This is a genomic window from Streptomyces polyrhachis, assembly GCF_042663125.1.
Taxonomy (GTDB): domain Bacteria; phylum Actinomycetota; class Actinomycetes; order Streptomycetales; family Streptomycetaceae; genus Streptomyces; species Streptomyces polyrhachii.
On the sequence record NZ_JBHSZO010000004.1, the window covers coordinates 173731 to 199082 of the forward strand.

A 25352-nucleotide genomic window follows, 5' to 3' on the forward strand; every position below is an offset into this window, starting at 1 on the left:
GGGCGGCACCCCGGGAGTCGGGGTGCCGCCCGCCGCTCTGTGCGGTGAACGGGGCGGGCGGTGCGCCTAGTTGGCGCCGGCCCGGTCCTTCGCCGCCACGTCCGCGCCCTTGAGGCCGAAGATGTCGACCGCGTGGTAGTAGGTCCACGCGGTCGAGTCGCAGGCGACCCTGGAGGCCCCGGAGTAGTTGCTGCAGACGCGCTTGAGGTCCGCGTAGAAGGCGGAGTCGATACGGGACTTGTTGGCGCTGAAGGTGCCGGCTGCCTTGTAGTTGCGGTAGCCGAAGTCGTGGCGGGCGCAGGCCAGTTTGAAGGGGAAGCCCCACGGGTTGTCGGGAGAGGTGCTGCAGTAGTCCGTCGACCAGTCGAAGCCGTACGCGGCCCACGCGCCCTGGTTGAGCCGGGCACTGTTCCAGGCGTTGTAGCTGGTGGAGCTGGTCTGCGTCCAGGAGCTGAGTACGGAGGACTTGTCGGCGGGGTAGGCCGAGGCGGTGGACGCGGACGCGAGGACCGCGGACATCGCCAGCACGGTGGCGGCGAGGGGGGCGACATGACGACGGCGCAAGATGACCTCCGGGATGTGGGGTCCAGGACGCCCCGCGGGGTTTGCGGGGCGGCCCCAGCTTGGCCCAGAACGCGCCAGCTGAACAGTCCATGTCAAAGAAAAGACCGCAGGAATTCGACTGCGGGAAACCCCGAATGCCGCCAAAATCGGCGAAGTTGACACACTGGTCGGCGTAAACTTGCCATCGGGCTAAGATTGCCCCCATGCCCGAAGACCTCGCCGCTCCCCCGTCCCCCCTTCCCCAGCCCGGACTCCGCGAGACGAAGAAGCAGGAGACCCGGCAGCTCATCTCCGACCACGCCACCCGGCTCTTCATCGCCCAGGGCTTCGAGCGGACCACCATCGCCGAGATCGCCCACGCCGCGCGGGTCGCCAAGAAGACGGTGACCAACTACTTCCCGCGCAAGGAGGACCTCGCCCTGGACCGCCAAGGCGCCTTCACCGCCTCCCTGGCCGCCGCCGTACGCGACCGCGCCGCCGGGGAGTCCGCGCTGGCCGCGCTGCGGCGCGCCTTCGCCGAGGCCGCCACCGCCGCCGAGCCGGTCGCCGGCTTCTCCCCGCCCGCCTTCTCCCGGATGGTCGCCGGCAGCCCCACGCTCAGCAGCCGGGTCCGCGACCTGCACGACCTGCGCGAGGCCGCGCTCGCGCAGGAGCTCGCCCGGGCCACCGGCGCCGACGAGGGCGACCTCGCCCCGCGTACCGCCGCCGCGCTGCTCGGCGCCGTGCACCGCGTCCTCTTCCAGTACGTCCAGCAGCTCACCCTCGCCGGGCGCGGCCGGGCGGAGATCACCGCCGCCGCGCTGGCCGAGGCGGACGCGGCCTTCACCATGCTGGAGCCCTCGCTCGGCGGCTACGCGGTGGCGTGAGTCAGCCGGACCGTACGAGGACCACGTACTCGTCGCGCTGGTAGGCCACCCGCCACCGGTGTCCCGGATGCAGCCGGCTGCCGTAGCCGGCCGGGTCCGGGCCGGTGTAGAGCGTGCGCACGGCGATCGCGTCCGGGACCACGCCCTGGGTGCCGCCCAGCCAGTACACGGTGCGCCCGCCCGTGAGGTGCGCCAGGAAGGGCACGTCCGCCTCGACGGAGGCGCCGCGCGGGATGGCCTCGAGCGCCCCCTCGGCGGCGCGGACGCGGGCGTCGGAGGTGTAGGTGGCCTCGCGCAACAGGTCGCGCAGGGGCAGGTGTTGGGACAGCGCGAGGGAGACCGCGACCATCACCGGCACCGCCGTGCGCGCGTACGAGGCGAGCCACGGCCGGGGCGAGCTGCGCGCCCGGCGCACGCCGTCGGCGGCGGCGAGGAAGACGATCGGCATCAGGGTGGCGCTGTAGTGCCAGCCCATGCCCCAGTGGTAGGGCTCGTGGGAGAGCAGCCGCCAGCCCAGGGTGGGCAGGACGAGCACCGCCAGCGGCGAGCGCAGGGCGAAGAAGCCGGTGATCGCGACGAGGAAGAAGAGCATCTCGATCTTCTCGCCGTTGACGAACACGTCCAGCACGGTCGCCACCGGACCCGGCTGCTCGGCCTCGCCGGTGACCGAGACCTTGGACCAGTAGTCGTAGCGGCCCAGGGAGTTGGCCGCCGGTATCAGCACCCACACCGTGAGCACGAAGGCCGTGAGCCCGGTGGCGGCGAGGGCGGCGCCCAGGCGGCGGCGCCCGTACCAGAACAGCAGCGCGCCGACCGCCGCGACCGTGACGCCCAGGTCCTCCTTGACCAGCAGCAGCGGCAGCGACCACAGCGCCGCCGCCCGCCAGCGCTCGCGCAGCAGCGAGCGGCAGACCAGGGCGAGCAGCGGCACCGCGAAGGCGATCTCGTGGAAGTCCGCCTTCACCGCCTCCTGCAGGCCCCAGGACAGCCCGTACGCCACCGCGATGCCCAACCCGGCCCTGCGGCCCAGGAGTCCGGCGGCGGTACGGCCGACGACGACCGCCGAGGCGGCGAAGAGCGCGGCCTGCGCGGCCAGCAGCGCCAGCGGGGAGGGCCACAGCCAGTACAGCGGTACGAGCAGCGCGATCAGCGGGCTGAAGTGGTCGCCCAGGATCATGAACCCGGGCCCCTTGATGTCCACCACCGGGGCGCGCAGGCCGGCGTAGGCGCGTACCTCCTGCTCGAAGATCGCCAGGTCCCAGGAGGGGGAGGCGAAGTGCGACCACCGCAGCGCGGGCAGCAGCGTGTAGGCGGTGAGGAGCGCGGCGGCCAGCCAGAGGTACGGCGCCCACGGCACGCGCGGCGCGCCGCCCGCCGCCTCGGGCGCGGTGCGCTCCTGCGTGACGGTCTCCACCGCGCTGCCTCCCCGTTCCCCTGCCCGCTCCATGCCCCTCGCCGCGCCCCTCCGCCGTGCCCCTCGCCGTGCCTACGCCTGGCGCGAGGCCAGCTCCACCACGGTGATGTCCGACTCCGCGCCCACCCGCACCGGCGGGCCCCAGGCGCCGGCGCCGCGCGTCACGTACAGCTGAGTGTCCCCGTAGCGCTCCAGCCCCGCCACCGTCGGATTGGCCAGCTCGGCGAGGTAGTTGCCGGGCCACAGCTGGCCGCCGTGGGTGTGGCCGGAGAGCTGGAGGTCGACGCCGTGCCGGACGGCGTCGTGGATGACGACCGGCTGGTGGGCCAGGAGGACCGAGGCGCGGGAGGTGTCGCGGCCGCCGAGCGCCCTGGCGAAGTCGGGGCCGTCGCCCTCCTCCTCGCCGGCGATGTCGTTGACGCCCGCGAGGTCGAAACCGGCAAGCTCCACGCGGGAGTTGGGCAGCGGGTGGATGCCCAGTTCGCGGATGTGCTCGACCCAGGGGGCGGCGCCGGAGAAGTACTCGTGGTTACCGGTGACGAAGTACGCCCCGTCGCGGGAGCGGAAGCCGCGCAGGGGGGCGGCGGCGGGGGCGAGGTTCTCGACCGTGCCGTCCACGAGGTCGCCGACGATGGCGATCAGGTCGGGATTGGTGCGGTTGACGGTCGCCACGATCCGCGCCGCGTGCCGCCCGCCCAGGACCGGCGAGAGGTGGATGTCGCTGACCACGGCGATGCGGTAGCCGTGCGCGGCGCGCGGCAGCTTCGCCAGCGGCACGGTCACGCGCTTGACCTTCGGCGCCCGGCCCAGCACGCCGTACGCCCCGTAGCCGACGGTGCCGGCCGCGACGGCGCCCGCGCCGACGGCGACGGTACGGGCGACGAAGAGCCGGCGGGAGAGGTCGGCGCCGGGGGCCTCCTCGTGGGGCCCGGCGGCCGGCGGCTCCGGCGCTTCCGCCTCCTGCGCTGGTACCGGTCCGCCCCCGGCGGCGACCTTCTGCGCCAGCGCCGCGACGGCGGCCTCCCGGTCCGGCTCGCTCCGCGCCACGGCCGCCGTACGCGAGGCGGCCACCTGCGCCCGGCGCTCCAGCGCCTTGCGCAGCAGGGGCCGCAGCGGCTCGCCGGCGAACAGGGCGAGGCTCAGGTAGAGCACCATGGCCAGCCAGAACAGCCCCGGCCAGGCGAGCACCCGCTGCAGCGTGAAGTCGGCGCCCCCGCGCTCGGCGCCGAGCGCGGCGAAGGTGATCAGCGGCAGCGCGACGATCACCAGCGTGAGCACGCGCCGGGCGCGGCTGCCGGCCCGGGTGGTGTCGCGGACGAGGCGGCGCCAGAGGTACCAGTGCGTCAGTGAGATGAGCGAGACGGCGACGGCGAGGAAGACGGCGATGCGCATCAGCGCTGCTCCTCGGCGGGGTGCGAGCCGGCGGCCTGCGCGGGGGCGGTGGCCTGCGCGGGGGCGGTGTGGTCAGCGGCGGCGGATGCAGGGGCCGCGCCCCGCTCCTGCGCCCGCGCGGCCCGTACCCCCCGCCACCCGACGCCCCCCACCGCCGTGCCCAGCGCGAAGGACGTCACGGCGAGCAGCAGGTGCACCCAGAAGTACGCGGTCGGCTCCCCGTCGTCGAAGGCGAGCCCGCTGCCGTCCTTGATCAGATTCTTGACAAAAGTGATCCAAATGAACCACGACCACACACCGAACGCCGTAAGGAACCAGGACACACGGCGGCTGAGCTTCATCGATCGTCCTCCGGGACGGGGCGGGGTCGCACTGCCGCCCCCTTCCACCGGGCGGCAGCCATGCTGCGTCGTCCAGCATGCATCAGCCGGGCCGGAAGCCGGACCGCGGGGTCTCCGGCGGGGACACGGCACCGAGGCCGCCCGGACGGGAGCCGAAACCGGGGCGAAATCCCACCACGGTGAGGTGGGAGGGGCGGTCGGGGGTTCTTCGCGCCGAATGGCCCCCCGTGGCCTCCCCTCCGCGGACGGGGGCAGGTAGGTTCGCAGCGTGCCGTCCTTTTATCTGACTAACAGCGTGGCCAGGGCCACCGTCACCGCCTGTCTGCTGCTCGGGCCCCTCGCCGGCGTGGCCGCCGCGCAGGACGGGGGCAAGACACCGATGCCGCCGGACACCATGTCCAACGTCGGCGGTGACCGCCTCGCCCAGCCGGGGACCCAGGCCGATATCGCCGTCGGGGCGCCGCAGTTGCCCAAGAAGCTCACCGCCCGCTCGTGGGTGGTGGCGGACGCGGAGAGCGGCCAGGTGCTCGCGGCGCACAACGCGCACTGGAAGCTCGCGCCGGCGTCCACGCTGAAGATGCTCTTCGCCGACACCCTGCTGCCGAGGTTCCCCGCCACCGAGCAGCACAAGGTGCTCCCCGCCGAGTTGCAGGGCATCGGCGCGGGCAGCAGCGCGGTGGGCATCAAGGAGAACGAGACCTACACGGTCAAGGACCTCTGGCTCGGTGTCTTCCTGCGCTCCGGCAACGACGCGGTGCACGTACTGACGGCCATGAACGGCGGCAAGGACGCCACCGTCGCGGCGATGAACGCCAAGGCCGCCGAGCTGGGCGCGGCCGACACGCACGTGGTCGAGCCCGACGGCTACGACGCCAAGGGGCAGACCTCCAGCGCGTACGACCTGACGCTCTTCGGGCGGGCCGGCATGCAGAACCCGGACTTCCGCACCTACGCCGCGACCGCCACCGCGCAGTTCCCCGGCGGGCGGGGCAAGGGCGGCAAGCGCGAGAGCTTCGAGATCCAGAACACCAACCGGCTGCTCACCGGCGACTACGACGTCGACGTCTACAAGGGCATCGCCGGGATCAAGAACGGCAACACCACCGAGGCCGGCGCCACCTTCACCGGCGTCGCCGAGCGCGACGGCCGGGTGCTGCTGGTCACCGTGATGCACCCGGCGGAGAGCGCCGGGCACAACGCCGTCTACCGGGAGGCCGCGAAGCTGCTGGACTGGGGCTTCACGGCCGGTGACCAGGTCACGCCCGTCGGGCAGTTGGTGCCGCCGAAGAGCGCGCTCAGCGACACCGAGGACGCCAAGGCGGGCGCGCAGTCCCCGTCCTCGGCTCCCGAGACGCGCGAGAAGCGCGCCCACGCGCAGGCCGCCGCCCGCGAGGAGCAGGGCGGCGCCGGTACGGCGCTGCTGATCACCGCCGGGTCACTGCTGCTGGTCGCGCTGGTCGTCCTCGGTGTGCGGCGGCTGCGGCCGCTGCCCGGCGGCGGCGCCCGCACCGGCGGCGGGCTCGGGGTCCTGCGCGCCGCCTTGCGCCGGGGTCGCCGGGGTCGCCGTCCAGGCGGCGCAGCACAGCAGGAGGCGGGACATGAAGCCGATCCACAGCAGCAGGGCGATGGGGACGCCGAAGGCGCCGTAGACGCTCTGGGTGGCGACGCCGGCCAGGTACCCGCTGAGCAGAAGCTTTAGCAGTTCGAAGCCGACCGACCCGGCGAGCGCCGCGACCACCACGTCGCGGCGCCGCGGGTGGACGCCGGGCAGCCGCGTCAGCGCGTAGACCATCAGCAGGAAGCCGGCGCCGACCGCGATGAGGAAGCCCACGCCGCCCAGCAGCCAGGACGCCGGGCCGTCGTCCCCCAGGCCCAGCGCGCGGGCGCTGCGGTGCGCCGCGGTCGCCGCGACGACGGACAGGCCCAGCGAGACCGCCATCGCGCCGCCCAGGCCCAGCAGCACGGCGAGGTCCTTGAGTTTGGCGACCACCACGTTGTCGTCGGAGTCCTCGGGGCCGTCCCACAGCACGCGCAGGCACGCGCGCAGGGAGGCGACCCAGCCCATCCCGGTGTAGAGCAGCAGGACGAGGGAGATGGCGCCGACGGCGGCGGCGTTGCGGAAGAGGCTGTCGAGGTCGAGCTTGTCGGCGAAGCCCGGCAGCTGGTCGGCGACCCACTTCTCCAGCCGCGCCCGCCCGCTCTCGCTGAGCAGCGCGGCGGCGATCGCCGCGGCGCCGGTGATCAGCGGGAAGAGCGAGAGGAAGCTGGCGAGGGTGATGGTGGCGGAGAGCCGCTCCCAGTGGCAGCGCTGGAGGTGCTCGTAGACGTGCCAGAGCCGGGTGCGCATGAGGCGCGCGACGACGGGGCCGATGACCGGTTGCCTGGTGAGCCACTCCATGGGCAGCCAATCTACGGGCTGGGGCGTCCTGTTGTACGGGCCGACGCAGCGTGGGAGCCGCCCTCGGCGAAGGTGAACGCGCGCCGCAGCCGCCAGACGCCGTCCCCGGCGCCCTGCTCGTAGAGCGCGAAGCCGCCGGCCGTCCACGCCGCCTCGAAGTCCGCCAGCTCCGCCGCCGCCCGGTCCATCGCCGCCTCGTCGATGCCGTGCGCCACCGTCACGTGCGGGTGGTAGGGGAACTGCAGCTCGCGGGCGAGCGGACCGGCGGTGCCACCGGTCCCGTCAGCCCTGCCAGCCCCGTCGCCCCCGTCCCCGCCCCGTACGAGCCGCTGCAGCCGCGCGCACTCCTCGGCCCCCTCCACGACCCGGACGAAGACGACCGGGGTGAGCGGGCGGAAGCTGTCCGTGCCGCGCAGCCGCATCGCGAAGGGCGCCGTGCGGGCGGCGACGGCGGCGAGGTGCGCGTCGACCGCCGGGCGCTCCCCGGGCCGCACCTCGGTCGGCGGCAGGAGCGTGACGTGGGTGGGAATGCCTAGGGCCGCGGTGTCCCCGAAGTCCGTGCGGCGCTGCTGGAGCAGGCTGCCGTACGGCTCCGGGACCGCGATCGACACGCCGAGCGTCACCGTCCCCACGTCGTCTCCCTCTCACGGACCCAGCGGCCGGAACGTCAGTGCAGCGTCAGTGCTTGGCGGGCAGGAAGCCCACCTTGTCGTACGCCTGGGCGAGCGTCTCCGCCGCGACCGCGCGGGCCTTCTCGGCCCCCTTGGCGAGGATGGCGTCCAGGGTCTCGGTGTCGTCGAGGAAGTCCTGCGTGCGGGCGCGGAAGGGGGCGGCCCACTCGCTCACGACCTCGGCGAGATCCGTCTTGAGCGCACCGTAGCCCTTGCCCTCGTACCCCTGCTCCAGTTCTCCGATCTTCGTGCCGGTGAGGGTGGAGAGGATGCTCAGCAGGTTGCTGACGCCGGGCTTGTGCTCGGGGTCGAAGCGGATCACCGTCTCGGTGTCGGTGACCGCGCTCCTGATCTTCTTCGCGGAGACCTTGGGGTCGTCCAGGAGGTTGACCAGGCCCTTCGGGGAGGACGCCGACTTGCTCATCTTGATCGACGGGTCCTGCAGGTCGTAGATCTTGCCCGTCTCCTTGAGGATGTACGGCGCGGGCACCGTGAAGGTCTCCCCGAAGCGGGTGTTGAAGCGCTCGGCGATGTCGCGGGTCAGCTCGACGTGCTGGCGCTGGTCCTCGCCGACGGGGACCTGGTCGGCCTGGTAGAGCAGGATGTCGGCGATCTGGAGGATCGGGTACGTGAAGAGGCCCACCGAGGTGCCGGCGGTGCCCTGCTTGGCGGACTTGTCCTTGAACTGCGTCATCCGCGAGGCTTCGCCGAAGCCGGTGAGGCAGTTCATCACCCAGCCGAGCTGCGCGTGCTCGGGGACGTGGCTCTGCACGAAGAGCGTGCAGCGCTCCGGGTCCAGCCCGGCGGCGAGCAGCTGCGCGACGGCGAGGCGGGTCGCGGCCCGCAGCTCCTTCGGGTCCTGCGGCACGGTGATCGCGTGCAGGTCGACCACCATGTAGAAGGCGTCGTGGCTGTCCTGCAGCGCGACCCACTGGCGCACGGCGCCGAGGTAGTTGCCGAGATGGAAGGAGCCCGAGGTGGGCTGGATCCCGGAGAGTACGCGCGGTCGGTCACTGTTCGCTGCAGCCATGCACACAGTGTCGCAGGTACGGAACCGGGGGCGGACGTCCGGTGTAGGTAGGGGGTAGGGCGGGGGTAAGGCGGGGCGGGACGGGAAAAAGGGGGCGCGGGATCAGCGCGGGTGAGGCGGGGATCGTCGAGCGCGTACGGGCCGGGGAGACCGAGGCGTACGGCGAGCTGGTGCGCGCGCACGCCGCCTCGGCGCACCGCGTCGCGCTGGCGCTGGGCGCGGGGGCGGAGGCGGAGGACGTGGTGCAGGGCGCCTTCCTCAAGGCGTACCGGGCGCTGGGGGGCTTTCGCGATGGGGCGGAGTTCCGGCCGTGGCTGCTGCGGATCGTCGCCAACGAGACGCGCAACACGGTGCGTGCCGCGCGGCGGCGGCGCGGGCTGGACGCGCGGGTGGCGGTGCTGGCGGGCGGCCCCGGGGAGCCGGACCCCGCCGCCGTGCTGGTGGGCGCCGAGCGGCGGCGGGAGCTGCTGGCGGCGCTGCGCGGGCTGCGGGCGCCGCAGCGCGACGTGGTGGTCCACCGCTATCTGCTGGGGCTGGACGAGGCGGAGACCGCGGCGGCGCTGGGGATCCCGCGCGGGACGGTGAAGTCGCGGCTCAGCCGGGGGCTGCGGGAGCTGGAGCGGATGCTGGGCGAGGCCCCGGAGGGCGGTGGGGCGGATGAGTGAGCGGCTCGCGCGCGAGCTGGCGGAGCTGGCTGAGCTGGGGCGGGCGTCGGCCGCCGCGCCGTACGACGTCGAGGCCGCGGCCTGCGCGGTGCTGGCGCGGCTGGGGGACGAGCCGGTCCCGGTGGCCGGGCGGCGGCTGCGGCTGCGGCGGTGGGTGCGGGCCCGGCGGCGGGTGCTGGCGGCGCTGCTCGCGGGGGCGCTGGTGGGGCTGGCGCTGACCGCGCCGGTACGGGCCGAGGTGGCCGGGTGGTTCGACCTGGGCGGCGTACGGGCGCGGGTGGAGCCCCGGGTGGCGGTGCCGGACGGTGCCGCGCCGCCGGGGTGCGGTGCGCTGCCGGTGGCGGAGGCGGGGCGGCGGGCGGGGCTCGTACCGCTGCTACCGGCGGGGGTGCGGGCCGGGGAGGTGACGGCGGGGGTCGCGGGGCGGGTGCTGTCGCTGTGCTGGCGGGACGCGGCGGGGGCGCGGGTGCGGGTGGACCAGTTCCCCGCGACGCTGGATCCGGGTTTCTACAAGACCGCCGCGCAGCCCTGGGAGGGTGTCGAGGTGGGTGCGGGGTCCGGGGCCTGGTTCGCGCGGGCGCACCGGCTGGAGCTGCCGTTCGCCGACGGGAGCGCCGGGGTCGTACGGCCGGCGGGGCCGACGCTCGTGTGGAGCGCGGGCGGGGTGACGCTGCGGTTGGAGGGGGTGGCGGACCCCGGGGCGGCGGTGCGGATCGCCGGATCGCTCAAATCCGCTGGAACGGGCGGGAGTTGAGCGGTGTAGGGAGGGTGTGCGGGCCGGGTGGTCCGGCCTTCGCGGAAGGGGTTTACCCATGCGCAGACTCGCTCTCCTGTTCGGCGTGCTCGCCCTCTGGCTCGGCCTCGCTCCCCCGGCGGTGGCGGGCGGGCCGACGAGTGTGCTGCTGGTGAACCAGGCGACCATGCGGGCCGCCGGCATCCAGGAGGGGTCCGCCGACTACCGGGCCCTCGACGCGGCCCTGGGCGCCCTGGGCGGCGGCCAGACCCCCGAGGCGGTGGCGGGCGTGCCCAACGGGCCGGATATCACGCTCAGTTGGCTCTCCCACGAGACCCACGTCTGGCGGGTGGACCGCCTCTACCCGGACGCGAAGGGCGGGATGCTGGTCCACCGCCGGGAGCGCGCCGGCCTGGCGGGCGAGGGAGTCTGGTTCCGCGCCGCGCACGCGAAGGAGGCCGCCGCGCTCCTCGGCGCGCACGGCCTCCTGGACAAGGGCTTCCCGGCGGCGAGTTCGCTCCGTCCGGCCGTCGCGGAGTCGGCCGCACCCGCCCCGCCCGGCCGGGCGGCGTCCGCCTCCGCCGCCACGGGCTGGTGGTGGTCGCTCCCCGGCCTGGCGGCGGGCGCCGCCCTCGCCCGCGCGGCCTTCCTGCGCCGCGGCGGCCCGCGTACACCGCGCCGGGAACTGGTGGACGCGTGACACCGGGGTCCTCGCCGGGGGGGTCAGCCCAGCCCCGGTGCCGGGTATCCCGCCATCAGCTCCGCCACCTCCGCGCGGATCGACTTCAGCGTGACCTCGTCGCCCGTCCTCGACGCCGCGACCGCGCGCGCCATCCAGGTCGCCACCTGCGGCATGTGCTCGACCGTCAGGCCGCGCGAGGTCAGGGACGGGGTGCCGATGCGGATGCCCGAGGGGTCGAAGGGCGTGCGGGGGTCGTAGGGGACGGTGTTGTGGTTGACGACGATGCCCGCGCGGTCCAGGGCCTTCGCCGCGACCTTGCCGGGGACGTCCTGGGCGGTGAGGTCGATGAGGACGAGGTGGTTGTCCGTGCCGCCGGAGACCAGGTCGAAGCCGCGCTCCAGCAGCGCCGCCGCGAGGGCCTTCGCGTTGGCGACGATCTGCGCCGCGTAGTCGCGGAAGGACGGCCGCGCGGCCTCCGCCAGCGCCACCGCGATGGCGGCGGTGGTGTGGTTGTGCGGGCCGCCCTGCAGACCGGGGAAGACCGCCCTGTCGAGGGCCTTGCCGTGCTCCTCCCGTACGGCCAGCAGCATCGCGCCGCGCGGGCCGCGCAGGGTCTTGTGCGTGGTGGTGGAGATGACGTCCACGTGCGGTACGGGCGAGGGGTGCGCCCCGCCCGCGATCAGGCCGGCGATGTGCGCGATGTCCGCGACCAGCACCGCGCCGACCTCGCGGGCGATCTCCGCGAAGGCGGCGAAGTCGATGGTGCGGGGGACGGCGGTGCCGCCGCAGAAGATCAGCTTGGGGCGTTCGGCGCGGGCAAGGTCGCGGACCTCGTCGAAGTCGACGCGGCCGGTGTCTTTCCGCACCCCGTAGCGCACGCCCCGGAACCAGCGGCCGGTCGCCGAGACGCCCCAGCCGTGGGTGAGGTGGCCGCCCATGGGCAGGCCCATGCCCAGCACGGTGTCGCCGGGCTCGGCGAAGGCGAGGTAGGCGGCGAGGTTGGCCGGGGAGCCGGAGTAGGGCTGGACGTTGGCGTGCGCGGTGTGGAAGAGGGCCTTCGCGCGGTCGATCGCGAGGCGCTCGACGGGGTCGATGTTCTGCTGGCCCTCGTAGTAGCGCCGGCCCGGGTAGCCCTCGCTGTACTTGTTGGTGAGGACGGTGCCGGTGGCCTCCAGCACGGCGGCGGAGACGTAGTTCTCGCTGGGGATGAGGCGCAGGGTGTCGGCCTGCAACCGCTCCTCGGCGGCGATGAGTTGGGCGATCGCCGGGTCGGCGGCGGCGAGGGCGGGGTGGTCGAGCGGCATGGTGTGAACCTCCGGGTCGCATCAGGACGGGACCCGGGGTGCCCAGGCGGACGGCACCTCGCGTACACACTGCCGGGCCGCCGCTCCCCCGTGGTCGCTTCCACGCATCGCCAGTCGCGGCACCCACCGGCCACAGTAGCGCGGTACGGGGCGGGGCGCGCGGGCGTCTTGGGATGCGGGCGGGGCTCTTTCCGTACGACCGCCGCGCGACCCCGGCCCGGCTCCAGCCCGGCTCCCGTACGGCAAACACGTCCGGGGCGCTTAACGCGCACCCTCGCGGGGGCACGATAGGAAAGTGCCTCACGAGGGTGCCATCGAACCTCCTGACAGACCCGCGAAGGAGCAAGGCAGCATGACGCGTTCCCAGGACCTCATCAGCGAAGCCGAGGCGCATTCCGCGCACAACTACCACCCCCTCCCCGTCGTCGTCGCCTCCGCCGAGGGGGCGTGGATGACGGACGTCGAGGGGACGCGCTACCTCGACATGCTGGCCGGCTACTCGGCGCTCAACTTCGGCCACGGCAACCGGCGGTTGCTGGACGCCGCCCGGGCGCAGCTGGAGCGCGTCACGCTGACCTCGCGGGCCTTCCACCACGATCGCTTCGCCGCGTTCTGCACGGCGCTGGCCGCGTTGTGCGGCAAGGACATGGTGCTGCCGATGAACACCGGTGCGGAGGCGGTGGAGACCGCCGTGAAGACCGCCCGCAAGTGGGGCTACCGGGTCAAGGGCGTGCCCGGGGGGCGGGCGAACATCGTCGTCGCGGCGGACAACTTCCACGGCCGCACGACGACGATCGTCTCCTTCTCCACCGACCCCGAGGCGCGGGCGGACTTCGGCCCGTACACCCCCGGGTTCACGATCGTGCCGTACGGGGACCTCGCGGCGCTGGACGCGGCGGTGGACGAGGACACGGTGGCCGTGCTGCTGGAGCCGATCCAGGGCGAGGCGGGCGTGCTCGTCCCCCCGGACGGATACCTGCGCGGCGTACGGGAGTTGACGGCAGCGCGGGGCGTGCTGTTCATGGCGGACGAGATCCAGTCCGGGCTGGGGCGTACGGGCGCGACCTTCGCCTGCGAGCACGAGGGCGTCGTCCCGGACGTCTACATCCTGGGCAAGGCGCTCGGCGGCGGCGTGGTGCCCCTCTCGGCGGTCGTCGCGGACGCGGACGTGCTGGGCGTCTTCAGACCGGGCGAGCACGGCTCGACCTTCGGCGGCAACCCCCTTGCCTGCGCGGTGGGGTTGGAGGTGGTCGACATGCTGCGCACCGGCGAGTACCAGCAGCGGGCCACCGAGCTGGGCGAGCACCTCCACCGCGAGCTGGGCCTGCTGACCGGCCAGGGCGCGCTGCGCGAGGTGCGCGGCCGGGGCCTGTGGGCGGGCGTGGACATCGACCCCGCGTACGGCACGGGCCGCGCGATCTCCGAAAAACTCCTCACCCGCCGCGTCCTGGTCAAGGACACCCACGGCTCCACGATCCGCCTCGCACCCCCCCTGGTGATCTCCAAGGAGGACCTGGACTGGGGCCTGGAGCAGCTGCGGGGGGTGCTGGCGGCGCATACCCCGGAAGGCTCGTAGGGGTTGGGTGGCGGTAGGAAAGTCTGCGTTTTGCAGGCATCGGCACTACAATGCAGCAATGACGGCTCTCACCATCCGGGACGTCCCGGACGACCAGATCCACACCCTCAAGGTCCGCGCCGCTCTGGCCGGCAAGTCCCTGCAGGCGTTCATGCAGGAGCTCATCGCCCGGGAGGTGGCGAAGCCGACGATGGCGGAGATGATGGCGCGCCTGGACCGGGAGACCACCGCCGAGGTCGGCGCCCGCGACATCGTCTCCGCCATCGACGAGGGGCGGGCGGGGCGTTGATCGTCGTCGACTGCTCCGCCGTGGTCCTCGCCCTCACCGCCCACACCCCGGGCGGGGACCTCGTCCGCCGACGGCTGGCCGAAGCAGCGGACGTCTACGCCCCCACCCTCCTGGACTACGAGATCCAGTCGGCCCTCCTCGGTATGCGGCGCGGTGGGAAGCTGACCGGCCGGGAGGTGGAGAGAGCCGTCGCCGCCTATCGGATGCTGCCGATCGACAGGCGGGAGACGCTTGCGCTCTGGGACCGGGTGCAGACGCTGCACGCCGATCTCAGCGCCTACGACGCCCAGTACGTCGCCCTGGCGGAAGCCCTCGGCGCCCCGCTTGTCACCAGCGATGCGCGCATCGGGCGCAGTGGCGCCGCGAAGTGCGCTGTCGAGGTCTTCGCGGGCGACCGGACGTGAGTACGCCGAGCGCGAGCGGTTAGTCCATGACCGGTTCGTACGGGCAACTGCCCGTGAGGCAGAAGTAGTCGAGGACGTTCTTCTGGATCTCCTGCTGCTTCGGCCAGGACTCGGGTGGGCCGGAGACGAGGACCACCCACAGGGCGCCGTCCGGCATGCGGATCGCGCGGTAGAGGCCGCGGACGCCGCCGTTGTCGCCCTGCCAGGAGTAGTCCAGTTCGGCGGAGTCCAGGTTCTGGCCCGTGGGGTCCGTCGCCGATCCCTTGGCGTGCTGTTCGTAGCCGGGGCGGCCGGACAGTCCCTGGTCGCCGTTCTCCGCCAGTTCCACCAGGTCCAGGGGCGTGGTGACGTCCTCCGCCGCGCGCCAGACCTGGATGACCTCGCGCTCCGGGTTCTCCGGTGAGCGGTACCAGGTGATCGAGTTCCTCGCCTCGCGGTCCCAGTCGGCGGGGGCGACCAGCAGGAAGTCCTGCTCGGTCATGAAGTAGTACCCCTCCGGCGGGACCCGGCCCTGCGGCGAGGCGGGGTCGGTCTCCTCGGGTGAGGGCGAGGAGGTGGGGTCCTGCGTGGGCTCTTCGGTGAGGTCGGCGGTGGGGTCGGCGGTGGGGTCGGCTGGCGCGGGGCTTTGCGTGGACGCCGCCCGTGTGCCGTCGTCCTCGCGGCCGAACAGCAGGTAGCCGCCCGTGCCGGCGGCGAGCACCAGTGCCATCGCGAGCGCGATGGTCAGCGCCCGTGTCCGGTTCCTGCGGGCTTCGGAGCCATCGCCCGGCGCCGGGTACGGGGGCGACGCCGGGCCCGTCTCCTGGGAGTGCACCGTCGGGTACGAGGCGAGGTCGCCCTCCCCCGCCCCCGGCGGCGGCAGTACAGGCGGCGGAGGCAGCGCGGGCGGCGGAAGCAGCGGCTGCGTCGTCGGCTGTGCGCGGTCCTCGACCCATGCCTGGGCGTCCGCGTCCCAACGGGCTGTCATCTCGCCCCCTCAGCCCAGCAGGGGGGCGATCGCCTGGACCACCGCGGCGGCGGCCGCACCGGCGCCCGCCGTCAGCGAGGCCAGCTCCAGCCGCTCGCGCAGTCGCGCCAGGCGGCCCCGGTCCGCGCGGCCCTCGCGGCGTACCTCCTCGGCGACGCCGCCCAGCTCGCGCTCCAGCTCGTCGGCCTCCGCGCTCTCGGGGGCGGCGAGCAGTTCGCGGCGCAACGTCCGCAGGGCGGTGAGGAGTTCGTCCGCCTGTACGGGGGAGACGGTCACCGAGGCGTCCACCGCTCGCGCGTTCTCGCCCTGCGCCACCGCGCCGCCGCTCATCGCCCCGATGGAGATCCCGCCCGCCGTCGGCGCCGCCGGCGCCGGCGTTTCGGCCGCCGGGAGCGGCGCCCCGCCACCCTGGCGCCTGCCCTCGTCGCGCGCCTGGGCGCCGCCGCCCTGCGCCACCGCGCCGCCGCTCATCGAGCCGATGGAGATCCCGCCCGTCCCCGCGCCCTGCCCGCCGTTCCCGCTCCCGCTGCTCCCGCTCATCGCGCCTCCCCGCTCCTCAGTCGTCCCTGCCGGCGCCACCGCGCGACTGCGCCTGCGCTCCGCTGCCCTGCGCGACCGCGCCGCCGCTCATCGCCCCGATGTACAGGGCCCCTTCGCTGATGTTCACGATCTGCTGGGCGAAGCGCTCGGTCTCGTAGCCGCTGGCCTCCAGGGCCTGCGTGACCCCGCTGGCGATCCGGTCCTGGACGGTCTTCACGTAACGGCTGATGTCCATCTCCTGGAAGAGCGACACCTCGTCCGCGCTGCCCAGTTCCCGCACCGAGGCGCGGGGGCCCTCGCCCGGCAGGGCCTGCGGGTTGTGCAGCCAGGTACGCACCACGGAGACCAGCGCGCGGACAGTCGAGCCACCGATGGTCAGGAGGGTCGCCGGAGTGGCGAACAGCGCGCGCACCAGGGTGCGCAGAGGTGAACCGGCGTTGCGGGCCAGCAGTTTGTCGATGTCGCGGTACTCCGCGCGCACCGGGTACAGCACATGCGGGACGACCTCCAGCACCAGCATGCGGCCCTGGGTGTGGACCCGCACCAGGACGCTGACCACGACCTGCTCGCTCCAGGCGCCGACCCGCACCCGCAGGAAGTAGCGGCGCGCCTCGCCGCCCTCGTCGACGGCCTCCGCGATGTGCCGGTCGGCGTCCTGGCGCCCGTAGCCCGCCGCGCCGCGCCGGGGCGCGGGCGGCAGGTAGGCGAGGTGCTCGACCTCCAGCTCCCGCAGCCGGTCGCGGCTCACCGCCGCGGCGGAGTCCCGCAGCGCGGCCAGTTTCGGCATGACCAGCTCCACGACCTGGCGTGCGGTGAGATCCGGGGCGTCGGCTGCGAGGGTCTTGCCGCGCCGCAGCTCCACGGCCAGCGACCAGGTCTCGTAGGGGCGGCCGTAGCCGACGAAGGGCTCGTAGGGGTCGTAGACGGTGAGCGAGGCGTACTGCTCGGCGTCGATGGAGTTGCCCAACGCGGAAAGATGGGTGGGCAGTTGGGCGCGTCTGCGCCTGGCGAAGGCGTCTTTGGCCAGCTCGGTGCGCAGCATCGACTGGAAGGAGGCCAGGTACGCCCACACCAGCAGGGTCATCAGCAGCGGCAGGAGCAGTCCGGCGAATCCCGCCCCGCTGCCGCTTCCTCCCGGGAGGAATCCCTCGGCGGAGGAGTCGGCGTATCCGCCGGAGTACCCGTCGTACGGCGAGGAGGGCTCCTCGTCACCGAAGAGGGCGGCGCCCACCTTGACGGCGTACAGCGCCACCATGTTCCAGGCGAAGTAGTACAGCCACCAGCTGGCGACCTTCCGCCGCCGGGAAATCCGGCTCGCCGACCCGGAGTCGCTCTGCGTCCCCAGCCAGGCCCGGCGCCCGTGCCGCACCAGCCGGGCCAGCCAGAACAGCAGGCAGACGAAGCTGTAGAACAGCGTGAAGAGCGGGAAGTCCCCGACGGACATCTCGACCGCGAAGAACGCCAGCCACAGCAGGCCCATCGCCAGCCCCGTCAGCACCTCGCGCTGCCGGCAGCGCAGTGCGTACGCCAGGACCGGCACGACGTCGACGCCCAGCGAGGGGGCGGCGGTGCGCTGGCGCTGCTCGACCAGCTCCTCGATCACCCGGCCGCGGAAGGCGGAGTCGAGGCAGACGCCCGCGCAGAGCAGCCGGGTGGCCTCGGAGCGCGACCAGGGTACGGCGGGCGGGGAGTCCCCACGCGGGGCCGGAAGGGCCGCGTCCCCGGTGCTCCCGGTTTCGGCAGTGCCCGCCCGGCCTGGATGCGACTGCGTCAACGCTTCCCCCCGGAACACTCAACTGGCTTGATGTACCCATGAGTTGGTGACGCGGAGTCTAGCGGAGGCACGTACGGCGCGGCCCCCCTGCCCCGTTTCCGGGAAGGGGGGCCGCGCCGCGGGGATCCGGCTCCGGGGCTACTTCTTCGGCAGCCACTGCTCCCAGACCGCCTTGTTCTCCTTCACCCACTTCCGGGCGGCCTCCTCGCCGGTCATCTTGTCCTTGGCGATCCACAGCGCGACCTGGTTCTGGGCCTCGTTGTCCCACCGGAGGTTCTTCAGCAGCTCGGCCGCCTCGCCGCCGTCCTTGGCGAAGTCGGCGTTGAGGTACTTCTCCAGCGGGGTGTTGGCGTAGGCGCACGCGGTCTTCGTCTCGGGCACGTTGCAGCCCTCGGTGTACGCCGGCAGCTTCACCTCGACCAGGTCGATGTCGGAGTTGAGCCACTGCGGGGTCCACCAGTAGGTGATGAAGGGCTTCTTCTCCTGGTACTTCTGCTGCATCTCCTTGATCTGGGCGGCCTCGTTGCCGGTCTCCTTGATCTTGAAGTCGAGCTTGAGGTTCTTGATCAGGTGCTCGTCGTAGGTGGTGTACGAGGGCGCGGCGCCCAGGAACTCGCCCTTGTCGCCGGACTCGGAGGTGCGGAAGTCCTTGGCGAACGTGTTGAGGTTCCTCGCGTCCAGCACCTCGGGGTGCGCGTCCGCGTAGTACTTCGGCACGAACCAGCCGATGTGGCCGGTGACGCCCAGCTCTCCGCCCTCCACGACGGTCTTCTTGTCGTCGACGTAGAGCTGCTTCTTCTTCGGCTGGCCGGCCCAGTCCTCCAGGATCGCGTCGACCTTGCCGTTGTTGAGCGCGTCCCAGGCGATCGGCTCGTCCATGGCCTGGAGCTTGACCTTCTTGACGTCCAGCTCCTGCTCCAGGATCACCTTGGCGACCTCGGCGTTGGCCTGGGCGCCGACCCAGGACGGCACCGCGATGACGACCTCGTCGGAGCCGGCCGCCTTGCCGGTGTCGGCGGCGGAGCAGGCGCTCAGGGCCAGCAGGGCCAGCACGCCGGTGCCGGCGAGGGCGGCGGTTCGTATGTGCTTGATGTGACGGGTGTTCTTCATGTGACTACTCCTTGGGCATGGTGAGCGGAGTTCCCCGCTCGGGCAGGTACGTGGGGACGGGCCCGGGGCCGGCCCGGGTCTCAGCGCGGGCTCCGCTCCCGGACCCCGGCGCCGGGCTGGGTCGTACGGTCGAGCAGCACGCCGAGGCAGACGATCGCGAGGCCGGCCGTCATGCCGAGCCCCAGGTCGCCCTTGGCGAGGCCCTTGACGACGTCGAAGCCGAGCGCGCCGCCGCCGATCATCCCGGCGATGACGACCATCGACAGGACCAGCACGACGCCCTGGTTGACGGCGAGCAGCAGCGCCGGGCGGGCCAACGGCAGCTGGACCTGGCGCAGTTGCTGGCCGGTGGAGGCGCCCAGGGAGCGGGCGGCCTCCAGGGCGGCGGGCTCCACCTCGCGCAGGCCCTGCGCCGTGATGCGTACGACGGCGGGCAGCGCGTAGATGACGGCCGCCGCGACGCCGGCGGTGCGCCCGCCGCTGAAGAGCGCGATCATCGGGATGAGGTAGATGAACTGCGGCAGCGTCTGCATGGTGTCCAGCACCGGCCGCAGCAGCCGCTCCACCCAGCCCGAGCGGGCGGCCAGGACGCCCAGTGCGAAGCCGAGCAGCAGGGTGACGGCGAGCGCGGCGATCACCTGTGAGAGCGTGTCGAGCGAGCGCGTCCACAGGCCCAGCGCGCCGGTGGCGCCCAGCGCCAGGGCGGCCGTGAGCGCCGCGCGCCGGCGGCCGGCCGCGTAGCCCAGGGCGGCGGCCAGCAGCAGCAGCGCCCACCAGGGGGTGGCCTGCAGGGCGTCGCGCAGGGGGTTGATGACGTACGTGGCGAAGCCCTCGGCCCAGGTCAGGGTGCCGCCCAGGACGGGGACGCCGGAGCCGAGGTGGTCCTCGATCCAGTTGACCACCGTGTTGACGGGGCCGTCGATGGCGACGGTCCAGCCCTCGGGCCACTCCTGGCGCCCGAGCGCGGCGCCCAGGGCGGCGGCGCCGGCGGTGAGGGCGGCGAGCAGCGGCCACAGGAGGCGGCCGCGCAGGCCGCCCCCGCCGGGGGCGTCGTCCAGCCGCTCGCCGGCGGCGGCGGTCGTACGGTCCAGCCAGACGGCCAGCAGCACGACGGCGATACCGGCGGGCAGCGCCATCCCGACGTCGACCACCGACAGGGCGCGGTAGATCTCCTCGCCCAGTCCGCCGGAGCCGATGAGGGAGGCCAGGACGACCATGGACAGGCACATCATGATCGTCTGGTTGAGGCCCAGCAGCATCTGCCGGCGGGCCAGCGGCAGCCGTGCGGTGCGCAGCCGCTGCCAGCCGCTGGCGCCCAGCGAGGCGGCGGCCTCCAGCGCGGCGGGGTCGGCGCCGCGCAGGCCGAGCGCGGTGAGGCGCGCCATCGGCGGGGCGGCGTAGATGACGGTGGCGACGAAGGCCGAGGGGATGCCGATGTCGAAGATCAGCACGAAGGGCAGCAGGTAGGAGAAGGCGGGGAGGACCTGCATGGTGTCGAAGACCGGGTTGAGCAGGCGCTGGGCGCGCGGCGAGAGGCCGGCGGCCAGTCCGAGCAGCAGTCCGACCAGGGCGGAGGCGGCCACGCAGACGACCATCAGCGCGAGGGTCTCCATCGCCGGCTCCCAGACGCCGAGCAGTCCGATCACCGCGAAGGTGACCAGCGCGGTGGCGGCGGTGCGCAGGGCGCGGCGGCGCGGTCCGGCGCCGCCCGCGTACCAGGCCAGCGCCACGGCGGCGACGGTCACGCCGAGGAAGCCGAGGGCCTCCAGGGCCGACTGGACGCCGTCGACGGAGGACTCGGCCCAGTTGCTGATGTGCAGCAGGCCGTAGAGGAAGACGGGGCTGGTGGTGCGGTTGTCGACCAGCCACCTGTTGAAGTCGTCCAGCGGGGTGCGCAGGTCGTAGGTCAGCTCGTGGGGCCAGCGGACGCCGCCGCCGGATCCGGCCGAGGTGACGACCGCGCTGACGACGACCGTCAGGGCCGCCAGCAGGAGGAGTACGAGGTGGGGGTTCGCACCCATCCGGGCCAGCGGGCCGGGGGCCTTGGCCGGGGTGGCGGCGGCGTGGGGGGCGGCCGGAGCAGCGGGCCCTGCGGGCTCGGTGGGATCGGTGGGCTCGGTGGGCTTGTCCAGTACGGCGCTCATACCGCCGCCTTGCCCTCGGCCTGCGCCGAGCCGGCCGGCGGGGACTCCGAGGGGCTGTCCGCCGGGGTGCTGGTGTCGATCCCCGCCACCACCGCGAGCAGCCGCTCGTGGTCCACGACGCCCAGGCAGCGCCCGTCCGCCACGACGCAGGCGGCGCCGCCGACGTCCATGACGACCGGGATGGCGGAGGCGACGATGGCGTCGGGGGCGAGGGCGCCGGGGTGGTCCGCGCCGCCGCAGTCACCGGCGCGCATCGCGGCCCGTACCGAGATGACCTGCTCGCGCGGCACGTCGCGGACGAAGTCGCGGACGTAGTCGTCGGCCGGGTGGGCGACGATCTCCTCGGGGGTGCCGAGCTGCACGATGGCGCCGTCGCGCATCAGCGCGATCCGGTCGCCGAGCTTCAGCGCCTCGCTGAGGTCGTGGGTGATGAAGATCATCGTGCGGCCCTCCTCGCGGTGCAGCCGTACGACCTCTTCCTGCATGTCGCGGCGGATCAGCGGGTCCAGCGCGGAGAAGGGCTCGTCGAAGAGGAGCACCTCGGGGTCCACGGCCAGCGCGCGGGCCAGGCCGACGCGCTGCTGCTGGCCGCCGGAGAGCTGGGTGGGGCGGCGCTGCTCCAGGCCGGCCAGGCCGACCTTGACGACCATCTCCTGGGCGCGGGCGCGGCGTTCGGCCTTCCCGACGCCCTGGATCTCCAGGCCGTAGGCGACGTTGTCCAGCACGGTGCGGTGCGGCAGCAGGCCGAAGTGCTGGAAGACCATGGCGGCGCGGTGGCGGCGCAGTTCGCGCAGCCGGCCTCGGTCCATGGCGCGCACGTCCTCGCCGTCGATCTCCACCACGCCTGCGGTGGGCTCGATCAGCCGGGTCAGGCAGCGCACCAGGGTGGACTTGCCGGAGCCGGACAGGCCCATGACGACGAACACCTCGCCGCGGCGCACGTCGAAGGAGACGTCGCGCACGGCGGCGGTGCAGCCGGTGCGGGCGCGCAGCTCCTCCGGGGGGAGGTCCGCGTACTCGCCGCCGGGGATCCTCCCGGCGCGGGGGCCGAAGACCTTCCACAGGCCGCGTACGGAGAAGACGGGGCCCTCGGCCCCGGCCCCGTCCTTCGCGGGGGTGGCGGGCTGCTCGGTCGTGGTGGTGGTCATCGGGTGGTTCCTTCCACGGGTACGTCCGTGAGTGAGGGGTCGTCCGGCACCTGCGCCAGGAGTTCGGCGCACTTCTCGCCGACCATCAGCACGCCGATCATGGGGTTGACGGCGGGCATCGTCGGGAAGACCGAGGCGTCGGCGATCCGGACGCCCGCCAGGCCGCGGACGCGCAGGTCCGGGTCCACGACGGCGAGTCCGTCGTCCGGGGCGCCCATGCGGCAGGTGCCGGCGGGGTGGTAGACGGTGTGCGCGACGCTGCGGGCGTAGGCGCTCAGCTCCTCGTCGCCGGTGATCTCCGGGCCGGGGCAGACCTCGCGGGTGAGCCAGCCGGCCAGCGGCTCGGTGGCGGCGATCTCGCGGGCGATGCGGATGCCGTCGACCAGGGTCCGGGCGTCGTAGCCGTCCGCGTCCGTGAAGTAGCGGAAGTCCAGGGCGGGTTTGACGGCCGGGTCGGCGCTGGTGAGGTAAAGGCGGCCGCGGCTGCGGGGCTTGGGGATGTTCGGGGTCATCGACACGCCGTGCGCGGGGCGTTGGTAGCCGATGCGCTCGGGGTTGTCGGTGAAGGGGATCTGGTAGAAGTGGAACATCAGGTCCGGGCCGCGCCCGCTGTCGTCGCGGCGGACGAAGAGCCCGGCGTCGGAGTCCATCGCCGAGTTCTCCGGGATCGGGCCGTCCGTCTCCCAGACGATGACCGACTCGGGGTGGTCGAGGAGGTTCTCGCCGACGCCCGGCAGGTCGTGGACCACGTCGATGCCCAGCGCCTCCAGGTCGCCGCGCGGGCCGATGCCCGAGTGCAGCAGCAGCCGGGGGGTGTCCACCGCGCCGGCGCACAGCACGACCTCGCGGGCGGCGGCGGCGAACTCCTCGCCGCCGTCCTCGCGGCGCACGTGCACGCCCGTCGCACGCTTCCCCTCAGGGGTGTCCTCGACGCGCAGCCGGTGCGCCCAGGTGTTCAGCATCAGCGTGAGGTTGGGGCGGTCGCCGGACTCCATGTGGGGGTGGAGGTAGGCCACCGAGGCGGAGGAGCGCTTGTTGTTCTCCGGGTGGTACGCCAGGTCGAAGAAGCCGGCGCCCTCGTGGAAGGGCGCCTTGTTGAAGCCCTCCACGCGCGGCACCCCGGTGGCCGCCTCCGCGGCCGTCACGAAGTCGCGGGCGATGGCGTTGCGGTCCCATTCGGCGACGGGGACGATGTTGTTGCGCAGCCGGTCGAAGTACGGGTCCATCGCGGCGGCGTCCCAGCCCCGCGCGCCCGCCTCGGCCCACTCGTCCCAGTCGCCGGGCAGCGGCTTGAAGGCGATCAGCGTGTTGTGCGAGGAGCAGCCGCCGAGCACCTTGGCGCGGCTGTGGCGGATGTGCGAGTTGCCCATCGGCTGCTCGGTGGTGGGGTAGTCGTAGTCCAGCTCCCCGCCGAGCAGGCCCAGCCAGCGGCGCAGGGTGAGCACCTCGGGGCGGTCGATGTCGCTGGGGCCGCCCTCGATGACGGCGACGGTGAGCGCCGGGTCCTCCGCGAGGCGGGAGGCGATGACGGAGCCCGCGGTGCCGCCGCCGACGATCACGTAGTCGAAGGTGCGGACCGGTATGTGCCCGGGGGCGTCTCCGGTGGTCTGTGCTGTGGCGCTCATTCTCCGTGCTGCTCCTCGTTCTTCGCGGGGGTGTCGCCGTCCGGTCGCGCGTGCGGCCGCTCCTCCGGCCGCCCGTCCGCCCGGCCGCCCGCGAACCACCGCACCGGCTGCGGGCGGAGGTTCTCGTAGACGTGCTTGCTCTCGCGGTACTCGGCCAGTCCGGCGGGGCCCAGCTCGCGGCCGATCCCCGACTTCCCGAAGCCGCCCCACTCCGCCTGCGGGAGGTAGGGGTGGTAGTCGTTGATCCACACCGTGCCGTGGCGCAGCCGGGCGGCGACGCGCCGACCGCGCTCGGGGTCGGCGGTGAAGACGGCGCCGGCCAGCCCGTACTCGGTGTCGTTGGCCAGCGCGACGGCCTCGTCCTCGGTGGTGAAGGTCTCCACCGTCAGGACGGGGCCGAAGATCTCCTCGCGGATCACCCGCATGCCGCGGTGGCAGTGGTCCAGGACGGTCGGGCGGTAGAAGTAGCCGCCGGCCGGGAGGTCGGGGGTGGGCGCGGGGCGGACGCCGCCGCAGCGCAGGGCCGCTCCCTCGGCGAGGGCGGAGGCCACGTACTCCTCGGTCCTGGCCAGCTGGGCGGCGGAGACCAGCGGGCCGCACTCGGCGCCCCGGGACGTACCGCGGCCGAGGCGGATCAGGTCCGCGCGGCGGGCCAGCTCGGTGACGAAGCGCGTGCGCACCGACTCCTCGACGATCAGCCGCGAGCCGGCCGAGCAGACCTGGCCGCTGTGGACGAAGGCGGCGTTGAGCGCCTGGTCCACGGCGGTGTCGAAGCCCTCGTCGGTGGCGCAGGCGTCGGCGAAGACGACGTTGGGGTTCTTGCCGCCCAGCTCCAGGGCGACCTTCTTCACGCCGGGCGCCGCGGCCCGCATCACCTTGACGCCGCTGCTCAGGCCGCCGGTGAAGGAGACGAGGTCGACGCCGGGGTGCTCGGCGAGCCGCGCGCCGGCGGGCAGGCCCGCGCCGGTGAGGAGGTTGCCCACGCCGGCGGGCAGGCCCGCCTCGACCAGCAGGTCGAGCAGCGCCACGGTGGAGAGCGGGGTGACCTCGCTGGGCTTGACCACGAAGGTGTTGCCCGCCGCGAGCGCGGGGGCGATCTTCCAACTGGCCTGGAGCAGCGGGTAGTTCCACGGCGTGATGAGCGCGCAGACGCCCACCGGCTCGTGCACGACGGTGCTGTGCACCCCGTCGCCGCCCGCGTCCACCACGCGCTCGGCCGGCTCGCCCGCCGCCAGGTCCGCGAAGTAGCGGAACGCCGCCGTCACGTCGTCCACGTCGATCCGGCCCTCGTCGAGGGTCTTGCCGGTGTCGCGCGACTCCAGCAGCGCCAGCTCCTCGCGGTCGCGCTGGAGCAGCTCCGCGGTGCGGCGCAGCAGCGCGGCCCGCTCGGCCACCGGCGTACGGGGCCATGGTCCCTGATCGAAGGCGGCCCTGGCGGCGGCCACCGCGGCGTCCGCGTCGGCCGCCGCGGCCTCGGCGACCACCGCCAGCACACCGCCGTCCGCCGGATCGATGATCTCCCGGCTCGCACCGTCGGCGGCGGAGGTCCACCGGCCGTCGATATGGAGGGTTTCTTTCACCCGCACGTTGTTTTGCCCTTCTTGCATACGTACGCCCGCCGTGGATCGCACGGGCGGACAGTCGGGTGCCCTGCCCCGGGTCGACACAGGTATGCCCCCCGGCCGAAGACTCGTGACCGCTTCGTTATCGAACAC

General features: G+C 73.7%; 22 protein-coding genes, 2 pseudogenes and 1 riboswitch. Of the genes and pseudogenes, 8 read left to right on the forward strand and 16 right to left on the reverse strand.

What is annotated here, in order from left to right; all coding sequences use genetic code 11:
• Positions 1 to 66 precede the first annotated feature (66 nt).
• Complete coding sequence (locus ACFQLX_RS04205) at positions 67 to 564, reverse strand: phospholipase (protein ID WP_386412023.1); 498 nt, start codon at positions 562 to 564, stop codon at positions 67 to 69.
• A gap of 203 nt (positions 565 to 767) precedes the next feature.
• Here ACFQLX_RS04205 and ACFQLX_RS04210 point away from each other — a divergent pair, with 203 nt between their 5' ends.
• Positions 768 to 1430: a TetR/AcrR family transcriptional regulator gene (locus ACFQLX_RS04210; RefSeq protein WP_386412025.1), complete on the forward strand. Its 663-nt coding sequence runs from the start codon at positions 768 to 770 to the stop codon at positions 1428 to 1430.
• A gap of 1 nt (position 1431) precedes the next feature.
• On the opposite strand, the gene ACFQLX_RS04215 is transcribed toward ACFQLX_RS04210, so the two are convergent.
• The 3 genes and pseudogenes from ACFQLX_RS04215 to ACFQLX_RS04225 all read right to left on the reverse strand — a co-directional run.
• Positions 1432 to 2877: a DUF2079 domain-containing protein gene (locus ACFQLX_RS04215; RefSeq protein WP_386412027.1), complete on the reverse strand. Its 1446-nt coding sequence runs from the start codon at positions 2875 to 2877 to the stop codon at positions 1432 to 1434.
• Between the two features lie 39 nt (positions 2878 to 2916).
• The gene (locus tag ACFQLX_RS04220; RefSeq protein WP_386412029.1) at positions 2917 to 4236 is read right to left on the reverse strand and encodes a metallophosphoesterase; all 1320 of its coding nucleotides are present in this window, start codon (positions 4234 to 4236) and stop codon (positions 2917 to 2919) included.
• A gap of 113 nt (positions 4237 to 4349) precedes the next feature.
• Positions 4350 to 4577 (reverse strand): annotated as a pseudogene (locus ACFQLX_RS04225) (SCO4848 family membrane protein); the annotation flags it as partial.
• 295 nt (positions 4578 to 4872) lie between these two features.
• Here ACFQLX_RS04225 and ACFQLX_RS04230 point away from each other — a divergent pair.
• Positions 4873 to 6276, forward strand: a complete 1404-nt coding sequence (locus ACFQLX_RS04230) for a D-alanyl-D-alanine carboxypeptidase family protein (protein ID WP_386412031.1) — start codon at positions 4873 to 4875, stop codon at positions 6274 to 6276.
• Here the strand turns inward: ACFQLX_RS04230 and ACFQLX_RS04235 are convergent.
• From ACFQLX_RS04235 to trpS, 3 genes and pseudogenes are all read right to left on the reverse strand, one after another.
• A pseudogene (locus tag ACFQLX_RS04235) lies at positions 6196 to 6975 on the reverse strand (YihY/virulence factor BrkB family protein); the annotation flags it as partial. The gene ACFQLX_RS04230 and the pseudogene ACFQLX_RS04235 sit on opposite strands and share 81 nt — an antisense overlap.
• Positions 6976 to 6986: 11 nt before the next feature.
• Positions 6987 to 7607, reverse strand: coding sequence for a 2'-5' RNA ligase family protein (locus ACFQLX_RS04240; protein ID WP_386412033.1), 621 nt, complete (start codon positions 7605 to 7607; stop codon positions 6987 to 6989).
• A 46-nt stretch (positions 7608 to 7653) separates the two neighbouring features.
• Complete coding sequence (gene trpS / locus ACFQLX_RS04245) at positions 7654 to 8676, reverse strand: tryptophan--tRNA ligase (RefSeq protein ID WP_386412035.1); 1023 nt, start codon at positions 8674 to 8676, stop codon at positions 7654 to 7656.
• A 170-nt stretch (positions 8677 to 8846) separates the two neighbouring features.
• On the opposite strand from trpS, the gene ACFQLX_RS04250 reads away from it, so the two are divergent.
• Genes ACFQLX_RS04250 through ACFQLX_RS04260 form a run of 3 tightly spaced genes read left to right on the forward strand, consistent with a single transcriptional unit; the run spans position 8847 to position 10774 of the window.
• Entirely contained in the window at positions 8847 to 9341 is a 495-nt protein-coding gene (locus tag ACFQLX_RS04250) for an RNA polymerase sigma factor (protein WP_386412037.1), read from the forward strand.
• A complete protein-coding gene (locus tag ACFQLX_RS04255) occupies positions 9334 to 10095 on the forward strand; it encodes a hypothetical protein (protein WP_386412039.1) in 762 nt (253 codons plus the stop codon). The genes ACFQLX_RS04250 and ACFQLX_RS04255 overlap by 8 nt, the downstream gene beginning before the upstream one ends.
• A gap of 58 nt (positions 10096 to 10153) precedes the next feature.
• Positions 10154 to 10774: a hypothetical protein gene (locus tag ACFQLX_RS04260; protein ID WP_386412041.1), complete on the forward strand. Its 621-nt coding sequence runs from the start codon at positions 10154 to 10156 to the stop codon at positions 10772 to 10774.
• A gap of 23 nt (positions 10775 to 10797) precedes the next feature.
• Here the strand turns inward: ACFQLX_RS04260 and ACFQLX_RS04265 are convergent, their stop codons facing one another.
• Positions 10798 to 12060: a serine hydroxymethyltransferase gene (locus tag ACFQLX_RS04265; RefSeq protein ID WP_386412043.1), complete on the reverse strand. Its 1263-nt coding sequence runs from the start codon at positions 12058 to 12060 to the stop codon at positions 10798 to 10800.
• A 33-nt stretch (positions 12061 to 12093) separates the two neighbouring features.
• Positions 12094 to 12188: riboswitch (ZMP/ZTP riboswitch) on the reverse strand.
• Positions 12189 to 12412: 224 nt separating this feature from the next.
• Between ACFQLX_RS04265 and rocD the strand changes: the two genes are divergently transcribed.
• The 3 genes from rocD to ACFQLX_RS04280 are packed head-to-tail and all read left to right on the forward strand — an operon-like array spanning position 12413 to position 14329.
• Positions 12413 to 13636 (forward strand): ornithine--oxo-acid transaminase, encoded by a 1224-nt coding sequence (gene rocD / locus ACFQLX_RS04270; protein WP_386412045.1) that lies wholly within the window; start codon positions 12413 to 12415, stop codon positions 13634 to 13636.
• A 58-nt stretch (positions 13637 to 13694) separates the two neighbouring features.
• Positions 13695 to 13925 (forward strand): FitA-like ribbon-helix-helix domain-containing protein, encoded by a 231-nt coding sequence (locus ACFQLX_RS04275; RefSeq protein ID WP_386412047.1) that lies wholly within the window; start codon positions 13695 to 13697, stop codon positions 13923 to 13925.
• On the forward strand, positions 13922 to 14329 hold the full coding sequence (locus ACFQLX_RS04280; protein WP_386412049.1) for a type II toxin-antitoxin system VapC family toxin: 408 nt from the start codon (positions 13922 to 13924) through the stop codon (positions 14327 to 14329). The genes ACFQLX_RS04275 and ACFQLX_RS04280 overlap by 4 nt, the downstream gene beginning before the upstream one ends.
• 19 nt (positions 14330 to 14348) lie before the next feature.
• On the opposite strand, the gene ACFQLX_RS04285 is transcribed toward ACFQLX_RS04280, so the two are convergent.
• The 8 genes from ACFQLX_RS04285 to ACFQLX_RS04320 all read right to left on the reverse strand — a co-directional run bounded on the left by ACFQLX_RS04285 (position 14349) and on the right by ACFQLX_RS04320 (position 25223).
• Entirely contained in the window at positions 14349 to 15296 is a 948-nt protein-coding gene (locus tag ACFQLX_RS04285; RefSeq protein ID WP_386412051.1) for a hypothetical protein, read from the reverse strand.
• A 9-nt stretch (positions 15297 to 15305) separates the two neighbouring features.
• Positions 15306 to 15836: a hypothetical protein gene (locus ACFQLX_RS04290; RefSeq protein ID WP_386412053.1), complete on the reverse strand. Its 531-nt coding sequence runs from the start codon at positions 15834 to 15836 to the stop codon at positions 15306 to 15308.
• A 16-nt stretch (positions 15837 to 15852) separates the two neighbouring features.
• Positions 15853 to 17610, reverse strand: coding sequence for a hypothetical protein (locus ACFQLX_RS04295; protein WP_386412055.1), 1758 nt, complete (start codon positions 17608 to 17610; stop codon positions 15853 to 15855).
• Positions 17611 to 17748: 138 nt separating this feature from the next.
• On the reverse strand, positions 17749 to 18720 hold the full coding sequence (locus ACFQLX_RS04300; RefSeq protein ID WP_386412057.1) for a glycine betaine ABC transporter substrate-binding protein: 972 nt from the start codon (positions 18718 to 18720) through the stop codon (positions 17749 to 17751).
• 80 nt (positions 18721 to 18800) lie between these two features.
• Positions 18801 to 20864 (reverse strand): ABC transporter permease, encoded by a 2064-nt coding sequence (locus ACFQLX_RS04305; RefSeq protein ID WP_386412058.1) that lies wholly within the window; start codon positions 20862 to 20864, stop codon positions 18801 to 18803.
• Positions 20861 to 22012: a quaternary amine ABC transporter ATP-binding protein gene (locus ACFQLX_RS04310; RefSeq protein ID WP_386412060.1), complete on the reverse strand. Its 1152-nt coding sequence runs from the start codon at positions 22010 to 22012 to the stop codon at positions 20861 to 20863. Before ACFQLX_RS04310 ends, ACFQLX_RS04305 begins: the two co-directional genes overlap by 4 nt.
• Positions 22009 to 23637: a GMC family oxidoreductase gene (locus tag ACFQLX_RS04315; RefSeq protein WP_386412062.1), complete on the reverse strand. Its 1629-nt coding sequence runs from the start codon at positions 23635 to 23637 to the stop codon at positions 22009 to 22011. The genes ACFQLX_RS04310 and ACFQLX_RS04315 overlap by 4 nt, the downstream gene beginning before the upstream one ends.
• Positions 23634 to 25223 (reverse strand): aldehyde dehydrogenase family protein, encoded by a 1590-nt coding sequence (locus ACFQLX_RS04320; protein WP_386412064.1) that lies wholly within the window; start codon positions 25221 to 25223, stop codon positions 23634 to 23636. Before ACFQLX_RS04320 ends, ACFQLX_RS04315 begins: the two co-directional genes overlap by 4 nt.
• Positions 25224 to 25352: the final 129 nt, after the last annotated feature.